Annotated in this window: 15 protein-coding genes, 1 tRNA gene and 1 rRNA gene (1 of these 17 only partly in view); 2 read left to right on the top strand and 15 right to left on the bottom strand. The window is 49.0% G+C overall.

Annotated features, from left to right (window positions below):
• The first annotated feature begins 235 nt into the window (after positions 1-235).
• Complete coding sequence (locus tag LK436_RS04095; RefSeq protein WP_015544537.1) at positions 236-1,081, top strand: pyridoxamine kinase; 846 nt, start codon at positions 236-238, stop codon at positions 1,079-1,081.
• A gap of 170 nt (positions 1,082-1,251) precedes the next feature.
• Here the strand turns inward: LK436_RS04095 and LK436_RS04090 are convergent, their stop codons facing one another.
• The 13 genes from LK436_RS04090 to LK436_RS04030 form a co-directional block, all read right to left on the bottom strand.
• Complete coding sequence (locus LK436_RS04090) at positions 1,252-1,980, bottom strand: GntR family transcriptional regulator (protein WP_008396465.1); 729 nt, start codon at positions 1,978-1,980, stop codon at positions 1,252-1,254.
• A gap of 141 nt (positions 1,981-2,121) precedes the next feature.
• Positions 2,122-3,099 carry an SIS domain-containing protein gene (locus LK436_RS04085; protein WP_008396466.1) on the bottom strand — a complete coding sequence of 326 codons (978 nt, stop codon included), beginning with the start codon at positions 3,097-3,099 and terminating at the stop codon, positions 2,122-2,124.
• 34 nt (positions 3,100-3,133) lie between these two features.
• The gene (locus LK436_RS04080; protein ID WP_008396467.1) at positions 3,134-3,991 is read right to left on the bottom strand and encodes a PfkB family carbohydrate kinase; all 858 of its coding nucleotides are present in this window, start codon (positions 3,989-3,991) and stop codon (positions 3,134-3,136) included.
• Positions 3,992-4,235: 244 nt separating this feature from the next.
• On the bottom strand, positions 4,236-4,964 hold the full coding sequence (locus LK436_RS04075; protein ID WP_008396468.1) for a GntR family transcriptional regulator: 729 nt from the start codon (positions 4,962-4,964) through the stop codon (positions 4,236-4,238).
• A 187-nt stretch (positions 4,965-5,151) separates the two neighbouring features.
• Positions 5,152-6,864: a hydantoinase B/oxoprolinase family protein gene (locus LK436_RS04070; protein WP_008396469.1), complete on the bottom strand. Its 1,713-nt coding sequence runs from the start codon at positions 6,862-6,864 to the stop codon at positions 5,152-5,154.
• Complete coding sequence (locus LK436_RS04065; protein WP_008396470.1) at positions 6,864-8,927, bottom strand: hydantoinase/oxoprolinase family protein; 2,064 nt, start codon at positions 8,925-8,927, stop codon at positions 6,864-6,866. Before LK436_RS04065 ends, LK436_RS04070 begins: the two co-directional genes overlap by 1 nt.
• 19 nt (positions 8,928-8,946) lie before the next feature.
• On the bottom strand, positions 8,947-9,291 hold the full coding sequence (locus LK436_RS04060) for a hypothetical protein (protein ID WP_008396471.1): 345 nt from the start codon (positions 9,289-9,291) through the stop codon (positions 8,947-8,949).
• 3 nt (positions 9,292-9,294) lie between these two features.
• Positions 9,295-10,710, bottom strand: a complete 1,416-nt coding sequence (locus LK436_RS04055) for an amidohydrolase (RefSeq protein ID WP_008396472.1) — start codon at positions 10,708-10,710, stop codon at positions 9,295-9,297.
• Positions 10,707-11,702, bottom strand: coding sequence for an ABC transporter ATP-binding protein (locus LK436_RS04050; protein WP_008396473.1), 996 nt, complete (start codon positions 11,700-11,702; stop codon positions 10,707-10,709). The genes LK436_RS04055 and LK436_RS04050 overlap by 4 nt, the downstream gene beginning before the upstream one ends.
• The gene (locus LK436_RS04045; RefSeq protein WP_008396474.1) at positions 11,692-12,684 is read right to left on the bottom strand and encodes an ABC transporter ATP-binding protein; all 993 of its coding nucleotides are present in this window, start codon (positions 12,682-12,684) and stop codon (positions 11,692-11,694) included. Before LK436_RS04045 ends, LK436_RS04050 begins: the two co-directional genes overlap by 11 nt.
• A gap of 106 nt (positions 12,685-12,790) precedes the next feature.
• The gene (locus LK436_RS04040; RefSeq protein ID WP_008396475.1) at positions 12,791-14,434 is read right to left on the bottom strand and encodes an ABC transporter substrate-binding protein; all 1,644 of its coding nucleotides are present in this window, start codon (positions 14,432-14,434) and stop codon (positions 12,791-12,793) included.
• A 92-nt stretch (positions 14,435-14,526) separates the two neighbouring features.
• Positions 14,527-15,390, bottom strand: coding sequence for an ABC transporter permease (locus LK436_RS04035; protein WP_008396476.1), 864 nt, complete (start codon positions 15,388-15,390; stop codon positions 14,527-14,529).
• A 13-nt stretch (positions 15,391-15,403) separates the two neighbouring features.
• Positions 15,404-16,357: an ABC transporter permease gene (locus LK436_RS04030; RefSeq protein ID WP_008396477.1), complete on the bottom strand. Its 954-nt coding sequence runs from the start codon at positions 16,355-16,357 to the stop codon at positions 15,404-15,406.
• Between the two features lie 420 nt (positions 16,358-16,777).
• On the opposite strand from LK436_RS04030, the gene LK436_RS04025 reads away from it, so the two are divergent.
• Complete coding sequence (locus LK436_RS04025; RefSeq protein WP_008394736.1) at positions 16,778-18,157, top strand: transposase; 1,380 nt, start codon at positions 16,778-16,780, stop codon at positions 18,155-18,157.
• A gap of 201 nt (positions 18,158-18,358) precedes the next feature.
• Here LK436_RS04025 and LK436_RS04020 read toward each other — a convergent pair.
• Positions 18,359-18,430 (bottom strand) — tRNA-Gly (locus LK436_RS04020).
• Positions 18,431-18,574: 144 nt separating this feature from the next.
• A 23S ribosomal RNA gene (locus LK436_RS04015) occupies positions 18,575-19,548 on the bottom strand; it runs 1,912 nt beyond the window's last position.

Here is a 19,548-nt window from a genome sequence, read left to right as displayed (position 1 = left end):
CCTATCCGCAATCGCCTTCTTTCTTACATATTTCTTTATATTCTTTTCTTTTAACCGGCGTTCCTGTTCCAGTCCCTTAACTGGACTGATTATTTTTTACTTTTTTGGCTATTTTTAATCTGTCTGCATCCTGCTATACTTTTGTCATCATAATAATCGTTCTGCAAGCGAATCCCCCCGGCAGGCCTTCCTTCGGCGGATTCCCATGGCAGGAAAATTCAGGAGGACAAGACCAATGAAACGAATTATCACATTACAGGATATTTCCTGCGTAGGACGCTGTTCCATCACCGTAGCCCTGCCCATTCTCTCTGCAATGGGTGTGGAGTGCGGTATTCTGCCCACAGCGGTGTTATCCACCCACACCATGTTTAAAACCTTTACCTGCAAGGATCTCTCGGATCAGATTGAGCCGATTTCCGAGGCCTGGGAGAGAGAACAGATCACCTTTGACAGCATCTACACCGGCTATCTGGCCTCCGGTGAGCAGTGCCATCAGATCTGTCAGTTCTTTGACCGCTTCGGCACGAAAGATAATCTGATTCTGGTCGATCCGGCCATGGCGGACAATGGAAAGCTGTATGCCGCCTTTGACGCTAGCTTCCCGGCAGAGATGGCCAAGGTCTGCGCCAAGGCGGATATTATTCTTCCCAATATCACAGAGGCCTGTCTGCTCACCGGAACGCCCTACCGTACAGAGTATGGGCCTGACTATATCCGCTCCCTGATGGAAAAGCTTTTGGAGCTGGGCTGCAAAACTGCCGTCCTCACCGGTGTCAGCTACCAGCCGGATCAGCTGGGGGTGGCCTATCTGGACCGCAGCGGAAAGGAATTTTCCTATTTTACCCGCCGCTGTCCCCAGAGCTTCCATGGAACTGGGGATCTCTACTCTTCCACCGTACTGGGCGGACTGATGCGGGGATTAGATCTAGGCGACGCTCTGGCCCTGGCAGCAGATTTTGTGGTAATCTGCATTGAGGCAACCGCTGCCTCCGAGTCTGCAAGATGGTATGGAGTGGAGTTTGAATCACAGATTCCGAAGCTGTGCCAGATGCTGGAGGAGAGGTTGGATAAAGCCTGATAGGTTTCACAGCGCTGCCTCCCCCGGGCCGGATTAAGCCGGATACGTCCCCAGCATGGCAAAAGCCTGGAATGAAACGCTTGAGCTCATTCCAGGCTTAATTACCCTTCCTGTCCTGTTTTCTGCTATCCGGCCGTATATAGCAGCCGTTTTCTCTCCCCCACTCCCTCTCACATTCCGTTTGACTGGTAAATGTAGAAGGAACAGTTTTCACCGTTAAATATCTGGACTCCCACATACAGAGGCTCATTATCCTGGGTATATGTGACGCTCTTAATAAAAAGCAGAGGAGATCCCTTGCTTACTCCTAACAGCTTTGCTTCCGAGGCAGTAGTCCTGCAAATTCCAATCCATTTTTCTGACGCTGAAACGGTTACTTTTGCCTTTTCATGAAGAAATGAAAATAATGAATTATTATCAAATGTTTCATCTAATAAAAACGCATATTTTATTGGAAAATAATTTTTTTCGATTGCCACAGGCTGTCCGTCTGCATATCTTAAACGTGAAATGGAAATAACCTGGCTGCCTTTCTCCAGTCCTAACAGTTTCCTGGTTTTCTCATCTGGGGATACAAGACAGTTTTCCAGCATCTTTCCCCCCGGCTCCATGCCCATATAGCGGCACATCTCCGTAAAGCTCTGAAGATTTTTCATATCCTTGGTGAATTTAGGCCTGGAAACAAAGGTTCCCTTTCCCTGTTTCTTCTCTACCAGCCCCTTTTCTACTAAGCCGCTGACAGCGCTTCTTACTGTGATAATGCTGACTCCAAAGGATTTTGCCATCTCGCTTTCAGACTGGAGTCTTTCACCTGGCTGATAAACGCCGCACCGTATTTTTTCTTCTATCTGCTTCATTAACTGCACGTATAATGGGGTCACTGTCTTTCCATTCAGCATAGCTATCGTTCCTCTATCTCTTTTTCAAGTAATGTTACTGGCAAAACATATTAATATGTCTCGTCAATAACATTATATCTCAATCTTTTATAAAAGGCAAAGAATTTTCCTTATTCTTCCATGGTTTAAGCAGTATTTTGCTTAGTACTCTACTTTCCACATATAACGTCTCTCATCCATAGAATGGCCTCTCACCTCTGCCATCTGAGCCACGTAGAATCTCTCAATCGGGATCATGACAACCGGGTTAAAGAATTCTGCTACTTCCGGCGCAATTCTGCCCTGGTTTAACTCCTTAAAGTCAATGGTAATGTAATTTTCTGCATACTGCCTGAGGAACTTCAGGCATCTCTCATCTAAGGCCCTTGTTCTCCCCTCGCTCATTAAGAGTACTATCGGAAGCTGTTTATCTGTAGTCTCGAACGGCCCGTGGAAATACTCTCCCGTATGAAGGCAGACGGCATGTTTCCACTGCATTTCCATGAAATGGCAGCAGCACATGGAGTAAGCCACACCATAGTTAGGGCCGGATGCCAGTACGTAGAAGATCGGCTCATCCTTGTAAGTGTCTGCCCACTTCTGGGCGATTGGAAGGGCCTTCTCTTTTCCCTCTGCAACGATCTGGTCAATCTCTGTATAGGCTGCCATGGCCTTGTCATAGTTTTCGTAGTTCTCAAACTGCTTTAATAACTCAAATCCAATGCGGAGAGCATTCGCCTGGTTGGAATCGCTGTATACCTGGTCGTCTCCATTGGAGTAGGTTACAACATACTGGCCTACCTTTGCCATGCCCGTCTCCATAGAACCTGTCATGGCAACCGTCACTGCGCCTGCGGCATTGGCTGTCTTCACTGCCTCCACGGTCTCAGGTGTTGCCTTTAAAGAGCAGATCACAGCCACGCATCTGTTATCCAACCCCTTCGGTACAGCGTGTACAAACTCATTGCTTGTATAGGTAGTAGCGCCAAAGGTCTTCGCCTCGCTCTGAAGCAGGTAAAGACCTGGGAAAATCGCAGCCTTAGAGCCTCCGCAGGCAACAAAATACACATGCTTTAATCCACCCGCCCGATCCATTTTCTCCTTAATCTCTTTAACAATTTCCTTTACCGTTTTCGTCATGATTCTTCCCTCCTGTTTTTCTGTTCTTACAGCGCTATACCAATGCCCTTCCGTATCCAAAGGCTCCCTGCACCATACAGGTTTTTGCCGCGAATTCGGCGCCTGCCGCCATCGCCTTTTTGATAAAGGCTCCCTGGTCTGCCCTGCCCTGCGCCTTTTTATCCTCCAGGCTTCCAATATAGGAAAGCAAAAACGCTGCGGCAAAGGAATCCCCGGCTCCTAGTGTATCTACCGCTTCTACCAGCTGCGGTTTCTGTTCATAAAACCTGTTTCCGTCATATAACATCGAACCATAGCTTCCTCTTGTAGTAATTACCATCGGGCATCCTGCCTCATGAATAGCGCGGCAGATTTTTTCTGCCTCCTCCACTGGTATCGAACCGCAGGATAAAAAAGCATATCTGATATACGGAGCCACCCGAGCCACTTTTTCCGGATCTGTCCACTGTCCGGAAAAATCATAGGAAACCGATAAGCCTGCTTCTGCTAGCTTAGGCAGCTGACTGTCGAAATAGCTGTTATTGCTTGTATGAATATGGGAAAACTGCTTTACATATTCCATATCGTCAGAATCCAGCACTACCGGGTGCTCTTTTGCAATTCCGCCTTTGTTGCTTCCTAAAAATACCCTGTCTCCATCTACCAGAGTTACTCTGGCATATCCATTTTCACCATCGTACTGTCTGCAGCGCTCATGCTTCACTCCCAGCTCATCCAGAGTGGCCAGTATGTGCTCCGCCACTTCATCACGGCCAAAGGTTCCCATATATGAAGAATCCGCTCCCAGCATTTTTGTATAGACAGCAAAATTTAAAGCCTGTCCTCCAGGAAACATGGTATTCAAATAAATGTACTTGTCGCACACATTGTCTCCAATACCGATCACCCTCATGCCTTTGCCCTCCCAGCAAATATAATATTATATAATGTTATATTATATTATAATAGTGTCCCCCATTTTGTCAACACCTTTTGTATGCCACGGAGCGGAAATCTCCACTCCCCTGTAAAGCTTTTTCCAATAGCCTCCTCCCTCTGATTTACGCCCCTAATAAAAAATACCTGCCCGACAGAGCCAAATAAAATTCTATCCCAGACTCTGACAGACAGGCAAAGCGCTTATGATTCCTCTTTTGCTACTTCTTTCCTCTCTCATAGACATAGAAGGAAAAACATTCTCCCTTTACAAGCTGAACGCCGGCATAGATCGGCTTTCCCTGAATGTTATACGCCACGCTCCTGATTCGAAGCAGCGCCCCTCCTTTTTTAACTTTTAAAAGCCTGGCCTCCTTTACTCCCGCTCTGCACAGCTCAAACCATTTTTCTGATCCATCCACCGTCACCTCTCTTTTGTCCCTTAAATACTGAAACAGCGAATTATCATGAAAGGTCTCTCCCAGAAGAAATGAATAGCTCAATGGAAAATAATTATGTTCAATCACCACAGGCTCCCCGTCTGCGCACCGTACCCTAGAGATAAATACCGTTTGGCTTCCCGGCTCAAGCCCTAAGAGCCTGGCTATCCTTTCATCCGGCACAACAATCCTGTTTTCCAGCATTCTTCCTCCAGCCCTTACCCCATATCTGCCGCACAGCTCTGTAAAGCTCTGAAGGTTTTTCATATCCCGTGTATATTTCTTTTTGGTGACATAGGTTCCCTTCCCCTGCTTTTTTTCAACCAGCCCCTTTTCTGCCAGGCTGCCGACGGCCTTTCTGACCGTTATAATACTTACCCCATATTGCTTCGAAAGCTCGCTTTCAGAGGGCAGGCGGGCCTCCGGTGTTAAAATTCCTTCTGAAATTTTAGCTTCCAGCTCCTGTATCAGCTGAACATATAATGGTGTAGCCGCTTTTCCATCCAGCATAATTCCTCACATTTCCCCTGTCTAACATAACCAGACATTTGTTTCTCTCCTCGCTCTTTCTTTGCTTTACTGCTCGTTTAATACGCCGCCTTCCACATATACCTCCTCTTATCCACTAAACGATCCGGATCCTGGCCTCTGGGATACACAAAATCCGTTTCTTAGTCCCAGTCCTTTTTCTGTCTCTCTATGCCAGCCTGTACTGATTTCCCTCTCGGATTACTCTGACTCCGTACTTGCTTTCTGCCTGATCCACAGATACCTTGTGTTCAATACAGTCCCGAAGCACTGCCTTTGGATCTCTCTTTTTGGGATCCCCGTATCCTCCGGCTCCCGGCGTATGTACCGTCACAGTATCTCCCTTATGGAGGGGAATATCCGTACATTTTGACATCAGCTTTTCCACGGTTCCGTCTGCCCTTGTGATAAAATACTCGCCTCCGGCTCCCGGCAGTCCTCCGTACAGTCCCCACGGCCTGTAAAGCTGCCTGTCTCCCAGCCCTGTAAAGCTGATATTGTCATACATAGCCTCAAAAATCCTCTCAATTCCCAGGCCTCCCCTGTACTGTCCCGCACCTCCGCTGTTTTCAATCAGGCCATACTTGTGTACTGTCAGCAGAGGAAATTCCATTTCAAGAGCCTCCACCGGCAGATTGGAGGTGTTCGTCATATGTACCTGAACCCCGCTCAGGCCATCCCGGCCTTTCTGCGCTCCGGAACCTCCGGCAATTGTTTCCAGATATACATAAAAATGAGAGGAATCCTGCGGGTCAGCGCCGCTGAAAATGGCTGAGGTGCAGGAGGAATTGCAGCCTGCCATAGCCCTCTCTGGCACTGCAGGCCCAAGGGCGCCGAAAATCACATCCGCCACCCTCATACAGGTGTCTATTCTCGCTCCCACCGGAGCCGGATTCACCGCGTTCACAATGCTCCCCTCCTCGGCTTCCACCTGGAATGCCCGGTAGATCCCCGCGTTTGACGGAATCTCCGGATCAATCAGCGCCTTCAGGCAGTAGAACACCGTCGCCAAAAGACCGTTTTTTGTCACATTATTGGGGCCGTTCACCTGGGGATCAGTTCCGGTAAAATCCAGATACATAAAGTCGTCTTTAATACTGATTTTCACGTGGATTTTAATAGGACTTGGATGATTAATGCCGGCGTCGTCCATATAGTCCGTAAACTCATACTCTCCATCCGGAAGAGCTTTGATTCCCGCCCGCAGTCTCCGCTCCGCATAGTCCTGAAGCTCATGCATGCTGTCAATCAGAAGCGTATGATACCGGTCAAAGGCCTCCAAAAGCCGTCTTGCCCCTACCCGGTTGGAAGCGATCTGAGCCTGCAAATCCCCCTGCCTCTCTCCGGGTATCCGGCTGTTGGCCAGCAGAAAGCTCACAATATCCTCCTTAACCTTTCCTTTTTCGCATACCCTCACCAGAGGAATTTTTAACCCTTCCTGAAAAATGCTTACTGCGTCTCCTGAGGTAGAGCCAGCCACCTTTCCCCCTACATCGCTGTGGTGGGCCAGATTTGCCACCCACCCGATCAGTGTTTCCCCTGCAAAGACAGGCTGAGCCACTGTAATGTCCGGCAGATGTGTTCCGCCTCCATTGTAGGGATCATTTCCCATAAACATATCTCCGGGATGTATTTCAGATATGGGATGCTTTCTGTAAACCTCCTTGATAATCCCTAGAAGGGAACCCAGGTGCATGGCCACATGCTCCGCCTGCGCTACCATGTTCCCCTCCGGATCAAACACAGCAGTCGAAATATCTCTTCTCTCTTTTATGTTCGTGGAATAGGCGCTTTTTATCAGAGCCACTCCCATCTCCTCGGCGATTGAGAGCAGGAGATTTCCCACAATCTCCACTGTCACCGCGTCCACTCTCTTTCCCATTACCTCTTCCCTCCCTCATAAGTCACGCGAAGATTCCTGTAACAGTCTGTATATGCCGTCCATCCCGGCGGAATCACAGAGGTAGAATCCATCTGCTCAATAATCGCCGGCCCTTCGATCTGGCTTCCCGGCACAAAATCCTCTCTTCGGTAAATGTTCGTGGGAATATATCTGCTTTCTCTGTCAAACAGCACCTGCCTTACAGATACCGGCAGGGGCGCGGCGGCATCCTTTGCAACCGGCTCCGCTTTCAGATCCGGCTTCACAATGTCTCCTACTGCGCTTACCCGGTAATTGACCATCTGAATCCGCATCGCCCGGTTGAAATATCCGTAAGAGCGGTTGTGCTCCTGATGGAATTTTTCTATCATCTCTTCCATGGCTTTTTCTGTGAAGCTTCCCTCTACCTCTATCCCGATCTCATAATTCTGCCGCTCATATCTGCACTCAATGAAGTACGTAAAGCTTCTGTCCTTCCTGTCTATTCCCTCTCGATCTAAAAGCTCGCTGCCTTCCCTTGTGAGAGAATCAAATATCTCCTGTACCCTGCAAAGATTCTCTCTGTCCGCTATCATCACACGGGAGCGGCTGATATCGAACTTTGTGTCTGCCATCAGAAGCCCCAGGGAGCACAGGGTTCCCGGTGAGGGCGGAATCAGCACAGAGGTAATTCCCATGTCCTGTGCAACCTCGCAGGCGTGCAGCGGGCCGGCGCCTCCAAATGCCATCAGCGTAAATTCCCTGGCGTCATAGCCCCGCTCTACAGAAACCACACGGATCGCTCTCGTCATGTTGGAATTGACGACTGAGATAATTCCGGCAGCCGCCTGGGCGAGAGTCAAATCGGAAGGCCTGCAGATCTGCTCCTCCACAGCCTGTCTGGCCAGTTCCGGATATACCTCCATCCTTCCTCCCAGAATCCTTTCCTGATTCAGCTTCCCCAGGATAAGGTTGGCGTCTGTCACACAGGGCTGTGTTCCTCCTCTCCCGTAGCAGGCAGGCCCCGGCGTTGCTCCGGCGCTGTCCGGCCCTACCTTGAGGGCTCCTCCTGCGTCAATACGGGCGATAGAGCCTCCTCCCGCTCCCACTGTCACAATATCGATCATGGGAATCCGGGCCGGGTATCCCTCCACCAGGCGTTCATTCGAGAGAGACGCCTTTCCATGTTCTATCAGACTTACATCAATACTCGTTCCACCCATATCGAAGGTGATAATCTTGTCAATGCCGCACTGCTTTCCAATATAAGCCGCCCCAATCACTCCCGCACTCGGACCGGATACAGCCGTCTTGATCGGGCAGTCAATAGTTTCCGCAATGGAGATCACAGAGCCGTTCGACTGGGTAACATAGGGAGCTACCGTGATCCCGGCCTCCTTAATCGAGTTCTCAAAATTGTGAACATACGTCTCCATCACGGGGCCCAGGTAGGCGTTCAGAACCGTTGTGCTCATTCTTGAGTACTCGCGGAACTCCGGCACCAGCTCGTGGGAGACTGATACATAGACCTCCGGATATTCCTCCCGGATGATCTCCTTAATCCGTTTCTCATGGGAGGGATTCAAAAAGGAAAACAGCGTACACACAGCGATGGCCTTTGCTTTCCTGTCCTTCAGATACCTCACGGCTTTTCTGACACTTTCCTCATTCAGCGGCGTCCTCACCGTGCCGTCATAGAGAATCCTCTCCTCTGCTTCGCAGTTCATTCCATCCGGAATCAGGCTTTCAGGTTTCTGTTTTGACAAATCATACAGGGAAGGACGCTTCTGCCAGCCGATTTCCATCAGATCCCGGAATCCCTTTGTTGTGATAAGTCCCAGCTTTGCCCCCTTCCTCTCTATCAGAGCATTGGTAGCCACCGTTGTCCCGTGGGCCAGATAGCCAACCTGAGAAGGGGAAATTCCATTATCTGAAAGTACATAAAGGATCCCGCTGACAATAGCCCGCGACGGATCTTCCGGCGTCGAACTCTGCTTAAAGTGCTTCAGGACTCCCGTCTCCGTATCAAACGTCGAGAAATCCGTAAATGTTCCGCCCACATCTACCCCAATCAAAAAACTCATACTGTCACCTCATAATGTTTTATGTAAATTCCGCCCTGCATCCGGCCATCAGGGCCGCCCCTCTCGCTCCATCCTCCAGAAGCTTCTCCATTGCTTCCAGCTTATCCCTGTACTCTGCATACAGATTAAGTTCAATCTCGGTATGCTCCGGAACCTTTACCATGTCTTCATCCCCTGTCTCCAAAATCCTCGCCGTGAAAAAGGTTCCCGTCGGGAGTCTCTTCCTTGCAAATTCCAGAATAATCTGAAACATCTCCAGGGCTTCCAGGGCATTCCCCATTTTGGAATTTGCTTTCCCTGTCTGCCGTTCTGCAAGCCCGTCGTCTTTTACGCCGGTAAAAACGGCCCTGATTCTCTCCTTCATTTCCTATTCCCTCCCATTTTCTGTCACAGTCCTGGCATTTAACGGAATATAAGTGTAATTTGGCCGCTTTCTCTCAAACTCCTCCCTGACTGCCTTTAACGCCTCTGGATTAGAAAACAGCTCGATCCCTGTCAGTCCCATCACCTTCGCCGCCACCAGCATTCCCTTCATGCAGATGCCGCTTCTTCCCTGCGCTACCTCCTGCCAGCTGTGCCCCAGTGTATCCTTTGCATAGCAGGCCACAACACACTGGGCGGTAGGCGTTGTCCAGCTTACATCGCAGATATCTGTGGAACCCGGCTTATGTATCTCTATTTCCCTGAACGGGTAAAGGACATCATTGTACGGCTTTCCTTTTACCCGCTCGATAATATCCTCGGCCTGCTCCTCATAGAGGAGACGCATCAGGTCGAAGGTCGGCTCTTCGCACCCATCAGGCATAGCCTGATGCATTTTTTCTGCGTACCGCCAGTCCTCTTCTGTCATGGGCACTGTACCCACCTTTTCATACTTGGAGTACATGATGCGCTCCAGGCTGCGGTTTGGCAGCAGCTCGCTGTAGCCGGTTTTGTACTCCGCCGTCAGCCGGCACCCGCTGGCCACTGCGGCGCCCTTGGCGACACAGTGGAGAAGGCTCATAGCCTCCCGGATCTGAGCCCCCGTATGGGCCCGGTAGGAATACAGAATTTTTGCCCGTTTGGGCAGCTCCCCTTCCCTCTCATCTCCTGTTTCGAGAATAGAGGAGCGCACGACAAAGCACGGTTCCAGATGATGCCTGAGATTCTGGGCCCCCATCAAAAACAGGTTTAACCCGTCCAGGGCGCTGGCCCCGTTTCCTCCCTCAAAGGTATACTCTACCTTCTGCTGGGCATGGAAATTGATAGACCAGATCCCGTTGTCATCGGTCGGATGCCAGCTGATCGCTGCCGCGCAGTCGTCAAACAGGCCCGCATTGTTCATCAGAACCTTTCCTCCTCCGCCCTCCTCCGCCGGGCAGCCGTAAAACCTGACCGTTCCCCTCCTGTGGTTGGATTCCAGATAATCTTTGCAGGCCACAGCCGCTGCCGCTGCTGCCGTTCCCAGGATATGATGGCCGCAGCCATGACCGCAGCCGCCCGGTTTAATGGGCTTTCTCTCTGTCGTATCGGCCTCCTGGCTGATGCCTGGAAGGGCGTCATATTCCCCCATAAACCCTATCACCGGCTGCCCTTCGCCCCACTCCGCAACGAAGGCGGTAGGCATACCGGCTACACCGGATGTAATCTGGAATCCCTCGTCTCTCAAAAGTCCAGCCAGGCATTCAGAAGACTTGTACTCCTGAAAAATCGGCTCTGCCCAGTCCCAGATCTTCAGACTCGCGTCAATATAGTTCTGCCTTTTCTTTTCTATCAGCTCTAAAATCTCATTTTCTGTGATCATATGCTCTCCTCCTGTTTCCCGCCGGCTCTGTGGCAGGCAGCATAATGTCCCTTCTTATATTCCCGAAGCTTTGGTTCCTGCTCCCTGCACACCTGACAGGCCAGGGGACAGCGCGGATGAAAGCGGCATCCGGACGGCGGATTCAGAGGGCTTGGTACGTCTCCCGCAAGAATTATCCGTTTTCTCTCCACAAAAGGATCCGGAATGGGGATCGCTGACATTAAAGCCTTTGTATACGGATGAGCCGGATTTTCATAGATTTCTTCCTTGTCCGCCAATTCTACCAGCTGCCCCAGATACATGACCGCCACCCTGTCGCTGATATGCTTGACCACGCTTAAATCGTGAGATATAAACAGAAAGGTCAGGTTCAATTTCTCCTTCAGCTCATTCATCAGATTCAGTACCTGGGAGCGAACTGATACATCCAGCGCAGAGACAGGCTCATCACAGATCACAAGCTCCGGGTTCAGCGAGAGGGCTCTGGCTATCCCGATTCTCTGCCTCTGCCCTCCTGAAAACTGATGCGGATACCTTCCCATGATCCGGCTGTCAAGTCCCACCAGAGTCAGCAGCTCTGCCACCCGCTCCTCCATCTCGTCCTTTTTTACAAGCCCATGAATTTTCAGAGGCTCTCCCACAATATCTCCCACAGTCATTCTGGGATTCAGAGAGGCAAAGGGATCCTGAAAAATGATCTGAAGCTTCTTCCTGTACTGTCTGAGCTCCTCCTGATTCAGCTTCCTGATATCTGTTCCATCCAGGAGGATTTCACCGTCTGAGGGCTCTGTCAGCCTTAATATACTCCTTCCAAGAGTAGATTTTCCGCAGCCGGATTCCCCTACCAGTCCCAGAGTTTCTCCTCTTTTTATTTTGAGGTTTATGCCATCGACAGCCTTTACATATCCCACGGTATGCTTAAACAGTCCTCTTGTAATGGGAAAATATTTTTTTAAATTTCTAATCTCCAGTAAAACCGGGCTATCCCCCATACTCCCCATCCGCCTTTCCCTCTTTGTACAGCCAGCATCGTGCCTTCTGACCGCCGTATACAAACAGATCTGGTTCCTTTTCTCTGCATATTTCCATGGCCTGCGCACATCTGGGACAGAATCTGCAGCCTTTGGGCATCTCATTCAGCCCCGGAACCATACCTTTTATCACATGCAGCTTCTCTACCGTCTGATCCAGACGGGGAATTGACTCCAGCAGCCCTCTTGTATACGGATGAAGCGGATTCCTGAAGATTTCCTCCACAGCCCCGTATTCTACTACCTGGCCTGCATACATGACCAGCACCCTGCGGGCCATCTCCGCAACCACTCCCAGATCATGGGTAATCATCATAATCGAGGTTCCAAACTGCCTCTGAAGCCGTCTCAGCTCGTCAAGAATCTGCGCCTGTATCGTCACGTCCAGAGCAGTGGTCGGTTCATCTGCAATTAAAAGCTCTGGCCGGCAGGAGAGCGCCATGGCTATCATCACTCTCTGCCTCATTCCTCCGCTGAGCTGATGAGGATACTCTCTCATTCTCTGCTCCGGAGATGGAATTCCCACAAGGCGAAGGGTTTCCACTGCCCGTTCAAAAGCCTGTTTTTTATCTGCCTGCTGATGAAGGACAATCGCCTCCATGATCTGTTTTCCCACCGTATAGACTGGGTTAAGAGATGTCATAGGTTCCTGGAAAATCATGGAAATCCTGTTTCCCCGGATTTTTCTCATCTCTTTTTTATCCAGCTTCAGAAGATCCCTGCCATCATAAAGGATCTCTCCCCCAGTAATATAGACAGGGGGAGAAGAAACCAGCTTCAAGATGGACAGCGCCGTCATGCTCTTGCCGCAGCCGGATTCCCCCACAATCCCCAGGATCTCTCCTCTGTTTAACTGAAAACTGACATCCTGCACCGCATGTCTGTATCCCTGTTTTGTTTTAATACTTGTCCTGAGGTTTTTTACTTCAAGCAATGGCTCCATTTCTGCCTCCTGTCCCTGCTCATCCGGCCGCAGCTAGAATCATCTCTCACGCCGCTACCGCCAGACTTCTTCATAAACCAATTTCCAACCCTTCTTCCCTCTCCTGTTACTGCTCGAACGTCCAGGCGTAGGCATTAAAATTCAGATGGATGAAGTCGTCGGCCGGAATATTTTTAATGCTGTCTTTATAAACAGGCGAAGCGTTGTCATGGTAAAGCCAGATATACGTCGGCTCATCGTGAAGAAGCTGCTGATACTCGTCATAAATACGCTTTTTCTCCTCCACTGTCATCGCGTCATGTCCCTTCTGAGCCAGCTCATAATACCTGGGATCTGTAAAATTGCAGAAATTCTGCGCGCCGTCCGGCTGCATCAGAACCCTGGAATCGTCCGGATCCAGAGAACCCGCTCCTCCCAGAATAGACAGATCGCATTCGCCCTCTCTGGCCATCACAATCAGAGTCGCCCAGTCTACCATCTGCACATTGACCTTCACCCCGATATCAGCCAGATTCTGCTGGATAATCAGCGTCGCCGCCTCCCTGGGAGCGCTGGTATTATAGCTTACAAATGTCAGCTCCCTGTCAAAATCCCATCCTGCCTCCTCAAGAAGCTCTCTGGCTCCTTCCGGATCATAGGGATCTCCTGCTATAGCGTCGTTAAAGTACTGGTTATCTGGATTTAAGGGGCTGACCGCAATCACTCCGTTTCCATAAAGCCCCTGCTCAATAATGGCATTTCTGTCAATCGCCTTGCTGAAAGCCAGCCTTACCCGGTAATCCTGAAAATATTCCTTTTCACAGTTGACCGACATGTACGTATATTTCATAGACGGCCTGGATTCCGCCACCAGCCCCTCCGTTGACTGCAAAAGCGCCAGATCCTGCAGCGGCACATCGTCGATAACACAATCCAGTTCCCCGCTCATAAGAGCTGCCGAAAAATTCGCGGGAGCCATTACCTTAAAGACAATGCGATCCACATTAGGCGCTCCCAGAAAGTAATCCTTATTAGCCAGAACTGTTATGCTCTCTCCGGAAACCATACTGTCAAAAATAAAGGGGCCTGTCCCTATGGGATGCTGCCAGTACTCGTTCTTTTCCATCTCCTCCATCGGCACATCCTTCAAAAGATGATACGGCATGGGGTAATATCTCTGCGCGTCAATACTCAAAAAGGTGGAAACTGCCACAGGGTTTTTAAAATGATACTCTACCGTGTGATCGTCTGCCGCCACAACCCCCAGTGCAGACAGATCCGTACATACTCCATTTTCATCCGTTCCTTCCAGAGAAGAAAAATAGCTTCTTCTTGTCACAGTAGAAGCCTCTGCCGATCCGACCTGCGCGGCAAAAACCATATCCTGAGCGGTGAAGGGCTCCCCATCGTGCCATTTTACGTCTGGATTCAGATGGAAAGTGATTACTTTTCCGTCCTCTGACTGCTCCCAGCTATCTGCCAGCCTTGAGGAGAACGTGCCGTCGTAGCTTGTATACACAAGCCTGTCATAGATAAAATCATAAATCTTGTCGCCTGACGTAGATGTAGCGTTATAGGGATGATACGTATTCGGCTCAGAGCTGATGCCAATCGTAATCACATCTTTGTGCACCGTGCCGCTCTCCTGCGCAGCCTGCCCTTCCTGGGAAGCCGCCTGCGTACTCCCGCTCTCTCCCGCTCCCTCTCCCTGACAGGCTGTCAGGCCAACTGCCAGGAAAATTCCCAGTGCTGCCATCCATAATTTTTTCATAACCCACTCTCCTTTTTATTTTGTATTAAAAAAAATAATAGTATCTCAAAAGACAGATTCCCTGCGTCCCCCGTTTCTCCTCCCCGCTGTATCTACACCTTCATCCTGGGATCAAGTGCGTCTCTCAGCCCGTCTCCGATAAAATTCACGCAGCATATGGTAATAACCAGGAGAAGCCCCGGCGGAATCCATACCCATGGCCGGGAGGTGAGGACCGTCAGAGACTGGGCCCCATTCAGCATGTTTCCCCATGAGGCCTGCGGTGGCTGAACACCCATTCCCAGAAAGCTCAGGCTGGATTCCTGGAGAATCGCGCCTGCCACGCGGAAGGTGGCCGCCACAATAATAGGGGCTACCGCGTTAGGAAGCAGATAGCGCGTAATAATCCTCCCGTCTTTAGCTCCCACCGCCCGCGCTGATTCTACATACTCCTTCTGGCGGATAGCCAGTACATTTCCCCTGATCAGCCGGGCAAATTCCGGCCACCCCATAATCCCGATAATTACAATCACTGACCACATGGAAGGGCCAATGATGGAAACCAGCACCAGAATGAGGATAATAGAAGGGAAAGAGATAAAAATATCTGCTATCCTCATGATCACCGCGTCTGCAATCTTCCCGTAATAGGCGGCAATCAGCCCCAAGGGTACCCCGATTCCAATACTGATCGCCGTAGAGAGGAGGCCTACCAGAAGAGATACCCGTCCCCCATAGATCAGCCTTGCAAAGTTGTCCCTTCCCGTACTGTCAAGCCCCAGCGGAAGTCCCTTCTCAGGAGTCCCATAGGGAAGCCCTCTTCCGATTGTATAGGGATCCAATGCTATAATCATGGGAAGCACCGTAACTGTTACAATTAACAGGAAGAGCACGACCGTTCCTGTAATCGCAAGCCTGTGATTTACAAACCGCTTTAACACATCATTAAAATAAGACTGCTTCTTTAAATTCCCCATATATTACCTCTCATCAATTATACGTAATTCTAGGATCCAGGTAGGCGTACAAAATATCTACAAGGAGGTTTGTAACCAGCACCACAATCGCTATGACAACCGAAATTCCCATAATCACAGGGTAATCTCTGGAGGTAATGGAATTAATCATGAGAGTCCCGAGCCCAGGCCATCCGAACACCTTTTCCACAACCACAGAGCCGCCAATCATAAAGGGAATCGATCCGCTCAGAACCGTAACAATCGGAATCAGCGTATTTCGGAAGGCATGTACAATCACCACCGCGCTTTCCCTGACTCCCTTTGCCCTGGCTGTCCTCACGTAATCTTCATTCATCACCTCCAGCATATTGCTTCTCACATGGCGCATCACTTTTCCGATTTCCGGTATAGCGATAGCAGCCGCCGGAAGTATCAGGTGCCTGATAACCACGCCGATAGAGTTAGAACCGCTGGAATCATACATGCCGCCGAAAGGCAGGAGCTTTAATTTTACCGCAAAGATGTAAATCAAAATCATCCCCAGAAAGAAGCCGGGGACTCCTGTCATCACAAAAGCTGCTGTGGATACGGAATAATCCCGAAGCGAATATGGCTTCAGCGCCGAGATGAGCCCTAAAGGGATTCCTACCAGATAGGACAGCAGAATCGCCGTCACCGTAAGAGAAAGAGTGGCTCCAATCCGTTCTGTTATCATATCTGAAACAGGCCTGTAGGAGGTATAAGAAAATCCCATATTTCCATGCAGAAATTCCTTCAGCCAGGACAAATATTGAATGTAAACGGGCTGATCCAGTCCCAGTTCTGCGGAGCGTCTGGCAATCTCCTCTTTTGTCATTCCAGGATCTGCTAACAGCGCGTCCAAAGGAGAACCAGGCGCTAATGTAGACATAAAGTAGACCAGAATGGTAATTCCAAAAAATGTGATCACCGCCAATGCAGTTCTCCTGATAATATAGTTTGTCATGGCATCTCCTCCCCGTTACCCCTCTTTTCTTAAGCACATATATTTCATATCTTTATATATAACTATATAACTTTCTATAATGTTCTATTCTTATAATAGATAATATCATGTAATAGTTGATATGTCAATATCAGATTATTTATTCTGTTTTGTTTTAATTTTAAATTTATTCAAATTAAAATTGCCTAAATAAGCTTTAAAAATAAAAAAGCTTCAGCTTGCCAAACAAATCTGGCTTTGCTAAAGCTTTTGAATTAATCTTTATCGTTCTCTATCTCTTAATTACTAAAACTTCCCACACCATATTGGTGCGTTGATCCTTGATAATTCAATATTTCAGCCAATAAAAAAAGCATAAATCTGTTCCGTTTGGTATAATGGAATTGACTAGAAACCATCTTTACAAAGGAGATTTATGCCATGTCCAGTATACCACAAAACTATTTCGTTGAGAACGACTTAATTGACTGTGTTCAGAGATTTTTTTCCAAACATCATGTTGGCAGGCTCCTTGCCAGATGTAATGGAATGAAGGAAAAAGGTGTTTCATCTGTTTCCCTGCTTCGTTATAAACTCAGCAACATTTTTGTCGGAAGAAGTATGTATATGCAGCAGCGGACTGGCTCTTTTAAGGAGGCGTTTTCCAAGAACACTTTCTACCGTTTCCTTAATTCTTCAAAAACAAACTGGCTTCGTTTTACTTCTCTTCTTGCAGCTGATATTGTCAATCATGACATTCGTGATCTGACAGATCCGGAAAGAAAAAATGTCTTTATCATTGATGACAGCCTTTTCAACCGTACCAGCTGTAAGAAAACGGAACTGGGATCAAAAGTTTTTGACCACACGGATATGCATTTCAAAAAGGGCTTCAGGATGCTTACTTTAAGCTGGAGTGATGGAAACACACTGATCCCTGTAAACAGCTGCCTGTTAGCGTCTGCAAAGAATACAAATATCATCGGCCCGGTAAAGGACTTTGACAACAGAACCCTTGCAGGAAAAAGACGTGCGCTAGCCCAAACAAAAGCACCAGAGGCAATGATGACTTTACTGAATACAGCCCTCAGTGCAGGGCTGAAAGCGGATTATGTCCTGTTTGATTCCTGGTTTTCCAATCCAGCACAGGTCACAGCCATCCATGCAAAAGGCATGGATGTGATTGCCATGATTAAGAAAAGTAGCCGGATCAAATATTCGTACGGTGGTGAACAGCTGAATATCAAAGAAATCTATTCCCGGAACAAAAAGCGCCGTGGCAGATCAAAGTATCTGCTTTCTGTTGATGTTATGGTAGGAAAGGCGAATCCAATTCCGGCGAAAATCGTATGCGTAAGGAACAAGGCAAACCGCAAGGACTGGCTTGCTTTTATCTGTACAGCTACAACACTTTCCGAGGAAGAGATTATCCGTATTTATGGAAAGCGCTGGCAGATCGAGGTCTTTTTCAAAACCTGCAAATCCATGCTGAATCTGGTTGGAGAATGCCACAGTTTATCTTATGATGCACTGACAGCCCATGTGGCGATCGTGTTTACCCGATATATGTTACTTGCAATGGAGCAGCGCCAAAATGAAGATCAGAGAACGCTTGGTGAACTGTTCTTCTTCCTTGTTGATGAAATGGCAGACATTACTTTCAACAGGTCACTTTGCATCCTGATGGAAGCCTTGATGGCAAGTCTTCAGGGAATCTTTAAACTAAGCGATGAGCAACTGAATGCTTTTACCGCTGATTTTGAAGCAAGATTGCCGGAATATCTGAGAAAAGCACTCCATTTGGAAGCTGCAGCGGCATAAATCGCTATTTTGTTAGCTGAAATATTGAATTTTCAAGGAACGAATCCCATTTTAGGTATGGGAAGTTTTAGTTAATTATAAAAAAATAGAGGCCGTTCCAAAATGTAAAATTTCTGCACAATATGGTTTGTTTTAAATAATCACATCCAATATTATGCATCAAAAGTTCATTTTTCAACAGTCTCCGCCGTAAATAAAAAGAGCGCGAGACGGGATTCGAACCCGCGACCCTCGCCTTGGCAAGGCGATACTCCACCACTGAGCCACTCGCGCATATTTCAGATAATAGGATGACAGGACTCTGTCATCTATATCTGCTTATTCGGTTATCAGGTATTCACACATACCCTCAAAACCACACATTGAACTTCCGCTCTTCCTTCTTCTTCCTACCTTCCATCCTTCCTACCCAACCTCTTGGTTAAGCCCTCGACCGATTAGTAACAGTCAGCTCCATGCATTACTGCACTTCCACCTCTGCCCTATCTACCTCGTCGTCTTCAAGGGGTCTTACTACTTGCGTATGGGATATCTCATCTTGAGGGGGGCTTCACGCTTAGATGCCTTCAGCGTTTATCCCGTCCCGACTTGGCTACTCTGCCATAGACTTGATAGTCTAACAGATACACCAGAGGTCAGTCCATCCCGGTCCTCTCGTACTAAGGACAGCTCCTCTCAAATATCCTACGCCCGCGCCGGATAGGGACCGAACTGTCTCACGACGTTCTGAACCCAGCTCGCGTACCGCTTTAATGGGCGAACAGCCCAACCCTTGGGACCTACTTCAGCCCCAGGATGCGATGAGCCGACATCGAGGTGCCAAACCACTCCGTCGATGTGAACTCTTGGGAGTGATAAGCCTGTTATCCCCAGGGTAGCTTTTATCCGTTGAGCGATGGCAATCCCACTTTCATACCACCGGATCACTAAGTCCTACTTTCGTACCTGCTCGACCCGTCGGTCTCGCAGTCAAGCTCCCTTCTGCCTTTGCACTCTTTGAATGGTTTCCGACCATTCTGAGGGAACCTTTGAGCGCCTCCGATACCCTTTCGGAGGCGACCGCCCCAGTCAAACTCCCCACCTGACATTGTCCCACTGCCGGGTCACGGCAGCTGGTTAGAAACCCAGTACCACAAGGGTGGTATCCCAACAGCGACTCCGACGAAACTGGCGTCCCGTCTTCTTCGTCTCCCACCTATCCTGTACATGCAGTACCGAATCCCAGTATCAAGCTAGAGTAAAGCTCCATGGGGTCTTTCCGTCCTGGCGCAGGTAACCAGCATCTTCACTGGTATTTCAATTTCACCGGGTGCATTGTCGAGACAGCGCTCAAATCATTACGCCTTTCGTGCGGGTCGGAACTTACCCGACAAGGAATTTCGCTACCTTAG

The organism is Clostridium sp. M62/1 (assembly GCF_020736365.1).
GTDB lineage: Bacteria > Bacillota > Clostridia > Lachnospirales > Lachnospiraceae > Otoolea > Otoolea saccharolyticum_A.
Note: the sequence above shows the minus strand (reverse complement) of the source record. Positions and strands in the feature narration are given on the sequence as shown.